10 protein-coding genes are annotated in these 13,677 nt (G+C 73.5%); 6 read left to right on the plus strand and 4 right to left on the minus strand.

Annotated elements, in window-relative coordinates:
* Position 1: 1 nt before the first annotated feature.
* Positions 2-952, minus strand: coding sequence for a hypothetical protein (locus K2224_RS20515; protein ID WP_260692842.1), 951 nt, complete (start codon positions 950-952; stop codon positions 2-4).
* A gap of 461 nt (positions 953-1,413) precedes the next feature.
* Here K2224_RS20515 and K2224_RS20520 point away from each other — a divergent pair, with 461 nt between their 5' ends.
* The 6 genes from K2224_RS20520 (at position 1,414) to K2224_RS20545 (ending at position 10,634) form a co-directional block, all read left to right on the plus strand.
* Positions 1,414-2,937, plus strand: a complete 1,524-nt coding sequence (locus K2224_RS20520) for a chitinase (RefSeq protein ID WP_221907966.1) — start codon at positions 1,414-1,416, stop codon at positions 2,935-2,937.
* Positions 2,938-3,105: 168 nt separating this feature from the next.
* The gene (locus tag K2224_RS20525; RefSeq protein ID WP_221907967.1) at positions 3,106-4,644 is read left to right on the plus strand and encodes a glycoside hydrolase family 3 protein; all 1,539 of its coding nucleotides are present in this window, start codon (positions 3,106-3,108) and stop codon (positions 4,642-4,644) included.
* A 155-nt stretch (positions 4,645-4,799) separates the two neighbouring features.
* Positions 4,800-7,502, plus strand: coding sequence for a SpoIIE family protein phosphatase/ATP-binding protein (locus K2224_RS20530; protein ID WP_221907969.1), 2,703 nt, complete (start codon positions 4,800-4,802; stop codon positions 7,500-7,502).
* 222 nt (positions 7,503-7,724) lie between these two features.
* Positions 7,725-7,961, plus strand: a complete 237-nt coding sequence (locus K2224_RS20535; RefSeq protein WP_221907970.1) for a ferredoxin — start codon at positions 7,725-7,727, stop codon at positions 7,959-7,961.
* A complete protein-coding gene (locus K2224_RS20540) occupies positions 7,951-9,345 on the plus strand; it encodes an NAD(P)/FAD-dependent oxidoreductase (protein ID WP_221907971.1) in 1,395 nt (464 codons plus the stop codon). The genes K2224_RS20535 and K2224_RS20540 overlap by 11 nt, the downstream gene beginning before the upstream one ends.
* 53 nt (positions 9,346-9,398) lie before the next feature.
* Positions 9,399-10,634 (plus strand): cytochrome P450, encoded by a 1,236-nt coding sequence (locus K2224_RS20545; protein WP_221907972.1) that lies wholly within the window; start codon positions 9,399-9,401, stop codon positions 10,632-10,634.
* Between the two features lie 86 nt (positions 10,635-10,720).
* Here the strand turns inward: K2224_RS20545 and K2224_RS20550 are convergent, their stop codons facing one another.
* From K2224_RS20550 to K2224_RS20560, 3 genes are all read right to left on the minus strand, one after another.
* Complete coding sequence (locus tag K2224_RS20550; RefSeq protein ID WP_221907973.1) at positions 10,721-11,425, minus strand: hypothetical protein; 705 nt, start codon at positions 11,423-11,425, stop codon at positions 10,721-10,723.
* Between the two features lie 180 nt (positions 11,426-11,605).
* Positions 11,606-12,730 (minus strand): hypothetical protein, encoded by a 1,125-nt coding sequence (locus tag K2224_RS20555; protein ID WP_221907975.1) that lies wholly within the window; start codon positions 12,728-12,730, stop codon positions 11,606-11,608.
* A gap of 134 nt (positions 12,731-12,864) precedes the next feature.
* A complete protein-coding gene (locus K2224_RS20560; protein ID WP_221907976.1) occupies positions 12,865-13,578 on the minus strand; it encodes a TetR/AcrR family transcriptional regulator in 714 nt (237 codons plus the stop codon).
* Positions 13,579-13,677: the final 99 nt, after the last annotated feature.

Here is a 13,677-nt window from a genome sequence, read left to right on the forward strand (position 1 = left end):
CTCACCTCCGGTAGGGGTCCTCAGCGTGCAGGGCTTTCTCGACGATCTCCGCGACGTCGGCGTCGCTGAACACCGAGGGGAGCGGGAGGGCGACGTCCTCGAAGACCGCGCGCACCTCGTCGACGGTCGGCGCGTCGCCCAGGGAGCCGACGCCGCGCAGATCGAGGGGGGCGGCCTGTTCGCGGCTCTGGTGCAGCTCGGTGACGTAGTAGTCGTAGAGCGGCTGGTCGCGGGCGACCAGGAGGTTGACGCGGTTCGGGTCGTCCTGGGTGATGATCAGGCAGGTCTCGGAGAGGTCGAAGCGCAGGGTGGGGACGCCCGAGGAGAGATGGACGCTGATCTCCAGGGTGTCGAGCCGCTGGCGGAACCAGCAGGCGGCCAGGACCGTGGCGTACGCCTCCTTGCGGGTGCGGTCCACGGTCCAGGCGTCCGCCGCGTCGTCGTTGCGACGGCGGGCGAAGGTCTGGCGGAAGCGGGCGTAGGCGGCGCAGGTCTGCTCGTCCGCCGGGTTGATGATGTCTATCTTGACGCTGAGTTGGGCGCGCTGGCGGGTGGCTGCCTCGACGCAGCGGGGCAGCGTGACGGCGCGCAGGTAGGTGCCGGTGCCGCCCTTGAAGTACCAGAGGTTGGTCTGGGCGCGGGCCCGTTCCAGTGCGTCGCCGACCTGGTCGCCCGTGAGGGAGCGGACCATGGCGAGGTCCTCCAGGGCGCGGCGGGTCTCCGCGGACGCCTCCGCGATGTCGGCCTTGCGGCGCAGCCGCTCGGTCATCGTGCCGACCGCGAGCGCGCCGAGCACCAGCAGCGTCGCGCCGGAGGAAACTTTGTCGCTGATGACGTCGCCGAGGACGTCCATCAGGCCGATGGTCAGGCCGAGCCCCACGGCGACGAGCCCGTCCAGGTTTCTGATCGCCCAGGCGACGACGAACTCCACCCGCCCCACGCGCTGTGCCACGTCGAGTCCCCCTCCTCGCTCCCTGGCATCGTAGGAGCAACGGGCAGGCTGTGGCCAGGGCTGCCGGACGGTCGCAAGATCCTCGGCCGCCGTCTTCGCCACGGAGGGCGGTGCCGCAGGCCGCCCGGCCCCTCCGCGCACGCCAACTGACTTTCCGTCAAGGTGACTTCGACGCCAAGTCCGGGCCGGGCAGCGGGCGGGGCGGTGCGTTCGTGGTGGTGTGTGCGGGGTGGCGGTCCAGAGTGTCGTGACGGGGCCGGCCAGGGCGGCGGCCGACGGCGGCGCGGATTGGTCCAGTCCAAACTTGGTCCAGTCCATTGACTTGTTCCCGCCCCCGGGGCTATCCCATATCCCACACCGCCGCGCGCGAACGGGCCGCGCACACCAGGGAGTCGGCGGTCGACCTCCGCACGCTCGGGACAGACGGAACAGACGGAACAGACGGAACAGACGGGACAGACATGAGACGCAGGCGCTCCCTCCGTGCAGTACTCACCGCGACCGTCACCGCAGTGGCCACGGCCGGTCTGACCGCGTTGGGCGGGGGTGCCGCCCATGCGGCGACCCCGCTCCCGGCCCATGTGTTCGCCCCCTACTTCGAGTCCTGGACGGGCGGGAGCCCCGCCGCGCTGTCCGCCCAGTCAGGCGTCGACCACCTGACGATGGCGTTCGTCCAGACCGCGGCCAAGGGCTCCTGCACCGCCCTGTGGAACGGCAGCACCGACACCCCCATCTCCCCCGCCTCGTTCGGCGACGACATCAAGACCATCCAGGCGAAGGGGGGTGATGTCATCCCCTCGTTCGGCGGCTACACCGCGGACACCACCGGCACCGAGATCGCCGACAGCTGTACCGACGTCGGCCAGATCGCCGCCGCGTACGAGAAGGTGATCACGACCTACGACGTCCCACGCCTCGACATGGACATCGAGGCCGACTCGCTGGACGACTCCGCGGCCGTCGACCGGCGGAACAAGGCCATCAAGCTCGTCCAGGACTGGGCGGCGGCCAACGGCCGCACGGTGGAGATCTCGTACACCCTGCCGACCACCACCCACGGCCTGACCGACAGCGGCGTGGCCCTGCTGCAGAACGCGGTGAGCAACGGCGCCCGGGTGGACGTCGCCAACATCATGACGTTCGACTACTACGACAACGCCACGCACGACATGGCCCAGGACACCCGGACCGCCGCCCAGGGGCTGTACGACCAACTCAAGCCGCTCTACCCGGGCAAGTCCACGGCGCAGCTGTGGGGCATGATCGGCATCGTCGAGATGCCCGGCGTCGACGACTTCGGCCCGGCCGAGACCTTCACCCTGGCCAACGCCCACCAGGTCTACGACTGGGCGGTGTCCCAAGGGATCGACACGCTGTCGTTCTGGGCGCTCCAGCGGGACAACGGCAGCTGCCCCGGCGCCCCGTCCGGCGACAGCTGCTCCAGCATCCCGCAGAACACCTGGGACTTCAGTCATGTCTTCGCGCCGTTCACCGGCGGCGGGACGGCACCGGCCAACGACTTCTCGGTGACGGCCAGTCCGGCCGCCGCCTCGGTGACGGCGGGCGGCCGGGCCAGCGCCACGGTGCGGACGGCGGTCACGGCGGGCTCGGCGCAGCAGGTGGACCTCACCGTCGGCGGGGCGCCCGCCGGGGTGACCGCGGCGCTCAGCCCCACGTCCGTGACGGCCGGCGGCTCGTCCACGCTCACCGTGTCCACGACCTCGGCGGTGGCCAACGGCACCTACCACCTCGACGTGACCGGCAGCGGCCCCTCCGGCACGCACACCGCGTCGTACGCGCTGACCGTCACCGGCGGCAGCGGCAACCAGTGCACGGCCAGTCCGTGGAACAGCGGCGCCGTGTACACCGGTGGCCAGCAGGTCTCCTACAAGGGACACACCTGGAAGGCCAAGTGGTGGACGACCGGGGAGGAGCCCGGAACCACCGGCGAGTGGGGTGTCTGGCAGGATCTCGGTGCCTGCTGACCGGCACCCGGCCGGTAGGCGAACAGAGCCCGCACGGAAGGGTGTTGGGCCCGCGACCAGGGTCTGGCGGGCCGTCCCTTGACATCCCGGATCGGGCCACGCCAATATCCGCTGGTCCGTACCAATGCCGTCGATCGATGCCGCGCCACGACCCGGAAGGCCCCGTCGATGTCCTCCAGTACGCACCGCAAGGAGTTGCGCCGCCTCGCGCTCTCCGTACTCCAGCCGGGGTTCGTGGGCACCCGGGCGCCGGACTGGGTGCTGCGCGCCATCGGTGACGGCCTGTCCTCCGTGGTGCTCTTCGCCCGCAACATCGCCTCGCCCGAGCAGCTCACCCGCCTGACCGGCCAACTCCGCGCCGAGAACCCGGAGTTGATCGTCGCGGTCGACGAGGAGGCCGGGGACGTCACCCGCCTGGAGTCCGCGACCGGCGCCACCCGGCCCGGCAACTTCGCCCTGGGCGCCGTGGACGACCCCGAACTGACCGCGGCGGTCGCCCGCGACCTGGGCCGCCAACTGCGCGCCGCCGGTGTGAGCCTGGACTACGCGCCGAGCGTCGACGTCAACTCCAACCCCGACAACCCCGTCATCGGCGTCCGCTCCTTCGGCGCCGACACCGCGCTCGTCTCCCGGCACGCCGCCGCCTGGATCCGCGGCCTCCAGTCGGCCGGCGTCGCCGCCTGCGCCAAGCACTTCCCCGGCCACGGGGACGTCGCCGTCGACTCCCACCACGGCCTGCCGAGCTACGGCGCGAGCCGGGACGAGATCGCCGCGCGGGCCCTGCCGCCGTTCCGGGCCGCCGTGGAGGCCGGCGTCGGCGCGGTCATGAGCGGCCACCTCCTGGTGCCCGCCCACGATCCGGACCTGCCGGCCACCCTCAGCCCCCGCCTCCTCGACGACCTGCTCCGCAAGGAGCTCGGCTTCGACGGCCTGATCGTCACCGACGCCATCGAGATGCGCGCGGTCGCCGGCCGCCACGGCATCGGCGGCGCCGCGGCCCGGGCCGTCGCCGCCGGCGCCGACGCGGTCTGTGTCGGCGGGGAGCACGCCGAGGAGTCCACCGTCGCCGTCCTCGCCGACGCGCTCACCGGCGCCGCCGCCCGCGGGGCACTCGCCGAGCAGCGCCTCGCGGAGGCCGCCGAACGGGTCCGGGCGTTCGCCGCCTGGTCGCACCGACTGGGCCACGGCGTGCCGGTCGATCCGGTCAACGGCGACATCGGTTTCGTCGCCGCCCGCGCCGCGCTGCGCGTACGCGGCCCGGCCGGCGCCGTCCTCCCGCTGGCCGCCGCCCCGCACGTGGTGGAGCTGGTGCCCGCGACCAACCCCGCGATCGGCGACGAGACGCCCTGGGGCGTCGGCGCCCCGCTGCGCGAGCGGCTGCCCGGCACCACCTTCGTCCGCCTGCCGCACCGGCAGCTCGCCGACCGGCCCGCGGTGCTGAAGGAGTACGCCCTGGCCCCCGCCACCGGGCGCCCGCTGGTCGTCGTCGTCCGGGACGCCGCCCGCCATGCGTGGATGGGCCGCGCCCTCGCCGGCCTCACCGCGGCCCGGCCGGACGCGGTGGTGGTCGAGATGGGGCTGCCGGGCGACGCGCTCCCCGGATCGGTCCGGATCTTCACCCACGGCGCCACCGCGGCCTCCGGTGTCGCCGCCGCGGAGCTGCTGGCCGGCACCGGGCCGGGCCGCACCACACCCGGCGGCGCGTAGCCGGGCACCCGCTCGCAGCAACGGCGCGGCGGCCGCCCGCCGACGCGCCCCGTCCCGACCGTGCGGGGCGGGCGGGCCGCAGCCGACACCGGCGCCGGACGGACACGACCGACGGCAGGGCAGCGCTCCCGGCCGGGGAGTGTTAGAAATAGCGCATGGCCGCAGGGTCCGGCCGATATCGGCGCGCAACGGTAAGGGCACTGACCGAACGACGCCCGCAGAGTCTCGCGGGGCAGGTCTTCCTGCTGCAACTCACGGTCGGGCTGCTGCTCGTCCTGGGCACGCTGGCGGCGCTCCTGCTGACCTCGCGCAACGACGCCGAGCAGGAGGCCCGCAGCCGGTCGATCGCCGTCGCGCAGACCTTCGCCTACTCCCCCGGCGTCCGGGCCGCACTGCGGGCCCCGGACCCGTCGAAGATCCTGCAGCCGCTCACCGAAGAGGCCCGCAAGCACGCGGGCGTCGACTTCATCGTGGTGATGAACACCCACGGCATCCGGTACACGCACCCCAAGCCGGAGGAGATCGGCAAGCGCTTCGTCGGCACCATCGGCCCCTCGCTGGCCGGCCGGGTCTACGTCGAGAGCGTGCACGGCCCGCTCGGCCACGAGGTGCAGGCCATCGTCCCGATCAACGACCACGGCTCGGTGGTGGGCCTGGTGTCCGCGGGGATGAAGGTGGCGAGCGTGAGCCGCGCCATCGCCGGGCACCTCCCGGTGATCTTCGCCATCAGCGGCGTGGCACTGGCCCTGGCCACGGCCGCCACCACGGTGATCACCACCCGGCTGCGGCGGCAGACCCGCGGGCTGGGGTCCGCCGAGATGAGCCGCATGTACGAGCACCACGAGGCGGTGCTGCACGCGGTGCGGGAAGGCGTGGTCATCGTCAGCGGCGACGGCCGGCTGCTGCTGGCCAACGACGAGGCCAGGCGACTGCTCGCGCTGCCCGAGAACGCCGAGGGACAGGAGGTCGCCCGGCTGCCGGGCCTCGCCCCGGAACTCGCCGGCCTGCTGTCCTCGGGCCGGCCCGCGACCGACGAGATCCACCAGGCGGGCGGCCGGCTGCTGGCGGTCAACCAGCGGCGCACCGACCGGCACGCCGTCGGCATGGGAACAGTCGCCACCATCCGCGACTCCACGGAGCTGCGGCTGCTCTCCGGCCGCGCCGAGGTCGCGCACGAGCGCCTGCGGCTGCTCTACGAGGCCGGGGTGAGCGTCGGCACCACCCTCGACGTCGCCCGCACGGCGGAGGAGCTGGCCGAGGTCGCGGTCCCGCGGCTCGCCGACTTCGTCACCGTCGACCTGGCGGCCCCCGTACTGCGCGGCGACGAGCCGGCCGGCAGCGGTGCCCAGCAGATGCGGCGCACCGCCGTGCACGGCATCCTCGACGAGCTGCCCTTCCACCCGCCCGGCACGCTGATCACGTTCGTGGACGGCACGCCCCAGGCACGCGGCATGGACACCGGCCGCTCCCAGGTGGTCTCCGACCTCTCCGCCACCCACTCGTGGCAGCTACAGGACCCGGACCGGGCCCGCCGCGTCCTGGCGTGCGGCATCCACTCGCTGATCACCACGCCGCTCAACGCCCGCGGCAACGTCCTGGGCGTCGCCAACTTCTGGCGGTCGCAGAAGCCCGAGCCCTTCGACGACGAGGACCAGTCACTGGCCGAGGAGCTGGTGGCCCGCGCCGCGCTGAGCATCGACAACGCCCGGCGGTACACCCGGGAGCACGCGCTGGCCGTGACCCTGCAGCGCAGTCTGCTGCCGCGCACGCTGCCCGAGCAGAGCGCCATGGAGGTCGCCCACCGCTATCTGCCCGCCCAGTCGGGGGTGAGCGGTGACTGGTTCGACGTCATCCCGCTGTCCGGCAGCCGGGTCGCGCTGGTCGTCGGCGACGTCGTGGGCCACGGCCTGCACGCCGCGGCCACGATGGGGCGGCTGCGCACGGCGGTGCACACCTTCTCCACCCTCGACCTGACGCCGGACGAGCTGCTGGGCCATCTCAACGACCTCGTCGACCAGATCGACCAGGAGGAGGCGGACAGCACCGACGACACCGGCGTCACCGGCGCCACCTGTCTGTACGCGATCTACGACCCGGTCTCGCGGCGCTGCGACATGGCCCGGGCCGGGCATCCGCCGCCGGCGCTGGTCCACCCCGACGGCACCGTGGAGTTCCCCGAGCTGCCGGTCTGCCCGCCCCTGGGGCTGGGCGGCGTGCCCTTCGAGACCACGGAGCTGCACCTGCCCGAGGGCACCCAGATCGTCCTGTACACCGACGGGCTGGTGGAGGAGCGCACCCGGGACTTCGACGTGGGCATGGAACTGCTGCGCGGCGCACTGTCCCGTCCGGGCCGCTCCCCGGAGGAGAACTGCCGGGCGGTCCTGGACCGGCTGCTGCCGGACCGTCCGCGGGACGACGTGGCGCTGCTGATCGCCCGCACCCGGGTGCTCGGTCCGGACCGGGTCGCGGCCTGGGACGTGCCGTTCGACCCGGCCGCGGTCGCGCGGATGCGCTCCAGCATCTCCGACAAGCTCACCGAGTGGGGCCTGGACGAACTCGCCTTCGCGACGGAGGTGGTGGTCAGCGAACTGGTCACCAACGCGATCCGCTACGGCTCCCCACCGGTGAAGGCCCGGCTGCTGCGGGACCGCAGCCTGGTGTGCGAGGTGGCCGACGGCAGCAACACCTCGCCGCATCTGCGGTACGCCGCGACGACGGACGAGGGCGGCCGCGGCCTGTTCCTGGTCGCCCAGCTCACCGAGCGCTGGGGCACCCGCTACACCCCCCAGGGCAAGGTCATCTGGGCCGAACAGCAGCTGCCCCCGGGCACCAACGGCACTCCCCCGCAGGAGAGTTGAACCACTCCTCCACCGACACCCGGAGCGGCGCACGCCGCGACTCACCCGGATGCCCGGCCGGCCCGGGCGCCCGGTGGCCGGCGGCTCACTCCGACGCCGTGACCGGCGTGCGCCCGCCCGGAGGGCTCACCAAGCTGGAGCGGGGCCGGGCCCCGATCCGGTCGCGTGCCCGCGCGCACCGCCGCCGTGCCCCCGATCCCGTCGCGGAGGAGCGGAGAGTTCATGAGGCTTGTCGTCGATCTCAACCGGTGCCAGGGGTACGCCCAGTGCGCCTTCCTGGCGCCGGACGTGTTCACCATGCACGGCGAAGAGGCGCTGATGTACGACCCGCAGGCCGACGACACGCAGCGGGAGAACGTCCGCAGGGCGGCCGACGCCTGTCCCGTGAAGGCCATCACCCTCGACTACGAGGACCGGCCGGCGGCCGCGGGGAAGGCGGGTGGGTCCGGTGTCGGTTGACGGACATCTGGAGGCGCTGCGGCGCGAGGGCCGGATCGTCATCGTGGGTGCCTCGCTGGCGGGGCTGCGGGCCGCCGAGACGCTGCGCGCGGAGGGCTTCACGGGGACGCTCACCCTGGTCGGCGACGAGCCCCACGAGCCGTACGACCGGCCCCCGCTGTCCAAGCAGGTCCTGCTGGGCAAGGTGCCGGCGGACCACACCAGGCTGCCCAGGCGCCGTCCGATCGACGCGCAGTGGCGGCTCGGGTCCGCGGCCACCGGGCTGGACCTGGCGGCCAGGCGGGTGCGGCTGGCCGACGGCGACACGCTCGACTACGACCGGCTGCTGATCGCGACCGGTGTCCGGGCCCGTCCCTGGCCGCATGAGCTGGAGGCCGAACTGGACGGGGTGTTCGTGCTGCGCACCCAGGATGACGCCGCACGGCTGCACCACCGGCTGGCGGCCGGTCCGCGCCGGGTCCTGGTGATCGGGGCCGGGTTCACCGGCTCGGAGATCGCGTCCGCCTGCCGTGAGCGGGAGGTCCCGGTCACCGTGGCGGAGCGCGCGGCGGCTCCGCTGGTGGGCGCGCTCGGCGGCGTGGTCGGCGAGGTGGCCGCGGAACTGCAGCGCGCGCACGGCGTCGACCTGCGGTGCGGGGTGCTGGTCACCGGGCTGGAAGGGGACTCCGCGGGGCGGGTGCGCAAGGCGCACTTCTCGGACGGCAGCGCGGTGGAGGCGGACATCGTGGTCGTCGCGCTGGGTGCCACCCGCAACACCGAATGGCTCGCGGACTCCGGGCTGGGCGCCGGCCCGCGCGGCATCGCGTGCGACGCCGGGTGCCGCGCCTTCGACGTACGGGGCATCGTCACCGACGACGTCTTCGTCGCCGGCGACGTGGCCCGCTCGCCGCACCCGCTGTTCGGCTACCAGTTCCTGTCGTTGGAACACTGGGGCAACGCGGTCGCGCAGGCCGAGGTCGCGGCGCACAACATGGTCAGTGCCAGTGCCGAGCGGCGGCCGCACCTGTGGATGCCGTCCTTCTGGTCGGCGCAGTTCGGGGTGAACATCAAGTCCGTCGGTGTGCCACCGATGGCCGATCAGATCCTCGTCAGCCAGGGGTCGCTCGCCGAGCACCGCTTCACCGCGGCGTACGGCTACCAGGGGCGGGTGATCGCCGCGGTCACCTTCGACCAGGCGAAGTGGCTGGACTTCTACGAGCGGCAGATCGAGCAGGCCGCGCCGTTCCCACCGGAGTTCACCACCGTCGACCGGCGCCCCGAGGGGCACCAGCCGGTGTCGGCGGGCTTCCCGGATCCCTCGCAGCCCACCCACGGGCCCACCGTCACCCTCAGCGGGTACTCGCCGACCGACCGGCGCGTCTCGTTCACCCCGCGACGCGCCTGACGCGGGTAGGCAGGCAGGTCGTCGCCGGTCGCAGCCCCTTGGAAGGAAAACCCATGACGTCGGTCGCACTCCTGGGCCAGATCCTCGACTACGCCAACCGCCCCGACCCGTATCCGCTCTACGCCGAGCTCCGCAGGACGCCGGTGGTGCGCGACGAGTCGGGCCCCTATCTGGTCAGTACGTACTGGGAGATCAAGGGCCTGCTGCACGATCCGCGGGTGAGTTCCGACGCCCGAAATCTGACGCCGGACGCGGCCGCGGCCGTCGGTCACGAGCAGGACCCCGACCTGCCGCCGTCGTTCCTGCTGCTCGACCCTCCCGAGCACGACCGGCTGCGACGGCTGGCGATGCGCCCGTTCGGCCCGCCGCACACCCCGCGCCGGGTGTTCGAGATGCACGGCGAGCTGGCCGGGATCGTCTCCGGGCTGATCGACGGGCTGCGGGGGCGGGACACGGTCGATCTCGTCGACGACGTCTCGTATCCGTTCCCGGTCACCGTGATCTGCCGGATCCTGGGCGTGCCGCGCGAGGACGAGTCGCACTTCCACGAGTGGGCCGACACCATCGCCGCCGGTCTGGACCCGATCGGCACGGCCGAGGAACGCGCGGCCATGGCGCAGGCGGTCCGGCAGGCCCGGGCCGACCTCGCGCGCTATCTCGCCGAACTGATCGAGGAGCGCCGGCGGGCTCCGCGGGACGACATGCTGTCGGCCATGGCCACCGAACACGGCCCGGACGGGCAGCTGTCGCCGGTGGAGATGATCACCACCTCGGTGCTGCTGCTGATCGCCGGTCACGAGACGACGGTCAACCTCATCACCAACGGCATGCTGACGCTGTTGCGGAACCCGGACGTGCTGAAGCGGCTGCGCGGTGAACCGGGCCTGGTGGTGCCGCTGGTCGAGGAGTTGCTGCGGTTCGAACCGCCGGTGCAGATGCTGCCGCAGCGCACGACGCTCGCCGACATCGACATCGCCGGGACGGTCATTCCCCAGGGCGCCCCGCTCTTCCTCATGGTGGCGTCGGGCAACCGGGACCCGCAGCGCTTCACCGACCCCGACCGGTTCGTCCCCGACCGCCCCGACAACGAGCACCTGGGGTTTGGACATGGGCTGCACAGTTGTTTCGGGGCTCCGCTCGCCCGTCTGGAGGCACAGCTCGCGCTGACCGAGCTGGTCCGCCGGCTCGACGCCCCGCAGTTGGTCGAGGACCCGCCCCCGTACCGGCAGAACGCGGTGCTGCGCGGCCCCCGGCATCTGCCGCTCACCATCGGCGGAGTCAGGGACTGAACCGCCCGGGCGGACCGTTCCGCCCGTCCCGGCGGGCGCGCGAAAGCGGAGGCGGGCCCCGGGGATGCAGCGGGTCCGTGCCGGTTTCAGAGCCCGGCCGTGGCCACCGGGCCGCGCCGGCCGCCGTCCCCACGGCGGCGCAGGGCGACCACGAAGACATGCCCGCTGACGGCCAGCATCCACAGCGGGAAGACGAGTTCGAGGTGACTGGTGCCGCCGACGGCGAAGAGCAGCACCAGCGCGACCAGATAGCCCAGCCAGACCAGCCAACGGGGGAAGAGGCCCAGCTTGTGCCCGATGGTCGTCGTGGACACCACGTACACGGCCGCCATCCGCGTGGCGTACTGGGTCAGCAGGTCCAGGACGAGATGGCGCCCGTACTGCCAGAGCGCCTGCTCCCCCGCCGAAGCCGCCCCGGTCACCTCCGTGGCCGCCAGCAGGCTCCCGGTGGTCGCCGCCAGGACGAACAGCATGGCCACGAACAGCAGCCCGCTGCCCAGGAACAGCGTCGCGAAGAACCGGTCCTCCCCCTCCCCGACGTAGTCCCGCACCGCCCCCATGAACCACAGGAAGAGGATCCCGGCGAACGGCAGCAGGGCCAGTGCGGTCCGCAGGGAGTCCCGCTGGGAGGTCTCGCGGATCCAGTCGGTGGCGTCCTGGGGGTGCTCGGGCACCGCCAGGCGTACGAGGAGGATGGCGGCGCCCAGCAGCAGCGCGGCGACGATCCCGGCCACCGCCGCGATCCGCGGCGCCCGCAGCACCCGGGCCGTGGCCCCGTCGGTCGTTCCCATCCGTTCTCCCGCCGCTCGTCACCGGCGCGCACGGTCCCGGTGCCACCACGCCTGACTGTCAGTTCTACGACCGGCCGGCGCGGCCCACCGCGCCACCGGTGCCAGTCGGGTGAGACATGTCGGCGCCCGGCAGCCGGGCTCTCCCGGACGGCGGTGGGGGCCCGCCCGGTGGCGGGCCGCTCAGCGGCGGAGCAGGCGGGCGAAGAACGGGGTGCGCTCCGGGCCGGCGTACCGCAACAGGGCGCCCAGCCCGTCGTCCAAAGGCAGTTGGTGCCGCGGCACCACGACCAGTCCGGCGCCCGTGCGCACCGCGGCCCGGATCACCGCGGCGGGTGCGGGGTTGCCGCGGAAGACCAGCGCACCGTACGGCCCCAGGGCCACGTCGGACAGGTCGTTCGGCACCGCCCCGGCGGCCGCGTAGAGCTGCCTGACGAAGGCCAGCGGGACGTTGAGCAGCAGCGTGCCGACCTGGGAGCGGCGCAACGCGGCCAGGACGTGCGGCACTCCCTCCACGGCGCCGTGCCGGCTGGTCCGGCGTGCCTGGAACAGGTCCAGGCGGACCCGGTCGGTCACACACAGCTGCCCCCGGAACACCGTGGTGAGTTCGCCCTCCATCAGGGCCCGGCCGGGCGGCGCCGGCCGTCCGTTGCCGCTGCTGGTGACGAGGCGTTTGCGCCAGCGGGTGGCGAGGTGGTCGGCCAGCGTGTCACGGGCCCATGCCGTCCCGCCCAGCACGATGGTCTCGGCGTCGGTGTCATGGGCCAGTTCGGCGATGCTGTCGGCGACCGCGCAGGCGCCGTCGAGCCAGTCGGCTGCGGGGCCGCCCATCCGGTGGCAGGCGCTCGGTGCGACGGCGCTGCTGGGCCACGCCCCTGCCTGGAACGCGACCTCCAGTTCGTCGGCGGGGGCCGCCGGCGGGCGGAGCCGGCCGTGCACGGTCGCGGCGACGTAGTGGATGTCCGGCGCGCGCTGGACCGCCAGCGGCATCAGGTCCGGCAGCGCGGCGAACACCGCCTCGTCGTGTACCGGCGGCTCGGGGAGTTCCTCGGTCAGGACCACCTGCCCGTGACTGGCGACGATCGCCTGGCCGTGGCGGCCGGCGATCTCCCGGTCACCGCCCGCGACCGCCGCCACGGCGTCCACCGTCGCGGCATCGGCGCCCTGTGCCACCAGTTCCTCGCAGACCTGCCGCCTGCGGAGCGCCAGCGTCCGGACCGGTTCCTCGGCGTCCCGCGAGGTGTCGAGATACGCACAGGCATACGGGCCCCCGCTCGCGTACACCGCATTCAGGAAGGCCAGTTCCACGATGCCTCCACGCACTGCGATGGTCGGCCTGTCACCGTTCTTCATTCCAGTACAGCCCCAAGGCACCGGGCCCGCGCGCCGAGGCCGGACGGGCCCGGTGGGCAGGAACATCCGCGGTCCGCGACCGCCCGGCGTCAGACCCGCCCGGACGATCGGGGCAGCCGGGCCGCGGCCGCCTCCAGCAACAGCTCCAACGCGTACGGATAGCCGCTGTGCCGCATCTCGGCGGCCAGCCGGGGCGCGGTGGCCGCGATGTGGGGGTGCGTGTCGGCCGCCAGATGTCCGTAGGCGGCCTGCCAGACATCCTGGTCGGCCGCCTTGGCGGCGGCGGGCAGGGCCGCGGCCGCCGCGTCCAGGGCCGCGAACCCCAGGCTCTGGTCGACGAAGGCGTGATAGATCCGCACCGCTTCCGGATCCGGGAAACCCGCCCCGCGGAGCACCCCGAGGATCGCCTCGACGGCCCGGATCTCGTGCGTCCGGCCGGTGGTCCGGTGGGCGGCCAGCAGCGCCGCCTGGGGATGTGCCTGGTACGACCGGTGGATGCGCGACCCGATCGCGCGCAGGTCGGCGCGCCAGTCACCGGTGGGCCGCCAACCGTGCTGGGCGCGCCCGATCAACTCGTCGGCCAGGGCGAGCAGAAGGTCGTCGGTGTTGCGGAAGTACCGGTAGACGGCGCTGGGGTCGGCGCCGAGCGCGGCGCCCAACCGCCGCACCGTCAGCGCCTCGGCGCCGTGTTGGGCGACCAGCCGCAGCGCGGTGTCGACGATCAACTGCCCGGAGAGGACGACGCCTTGCCTGGTCGGCCTGCGGCGCCGCCGCTGCGGCTCGGGAACCACTCGCTCGGCCATGGCCCGCACCTTATGACAACGTCATTGACGTGTGAAGGAGGTGCGGGCTTTCATTTCCAGCCAACCGGCCGCCCGGTCGGATCTCCCTCACGAGTACGG

The sequence above is a fragment of the Streptomyces sp. BHT-5-2 genome (assembly GCF_019774615.1).
GTDB lineage: Bacteria > Actinomycetota > Actinomycetes > Streptomycetales > Streptomycetaceae > Streptomyces.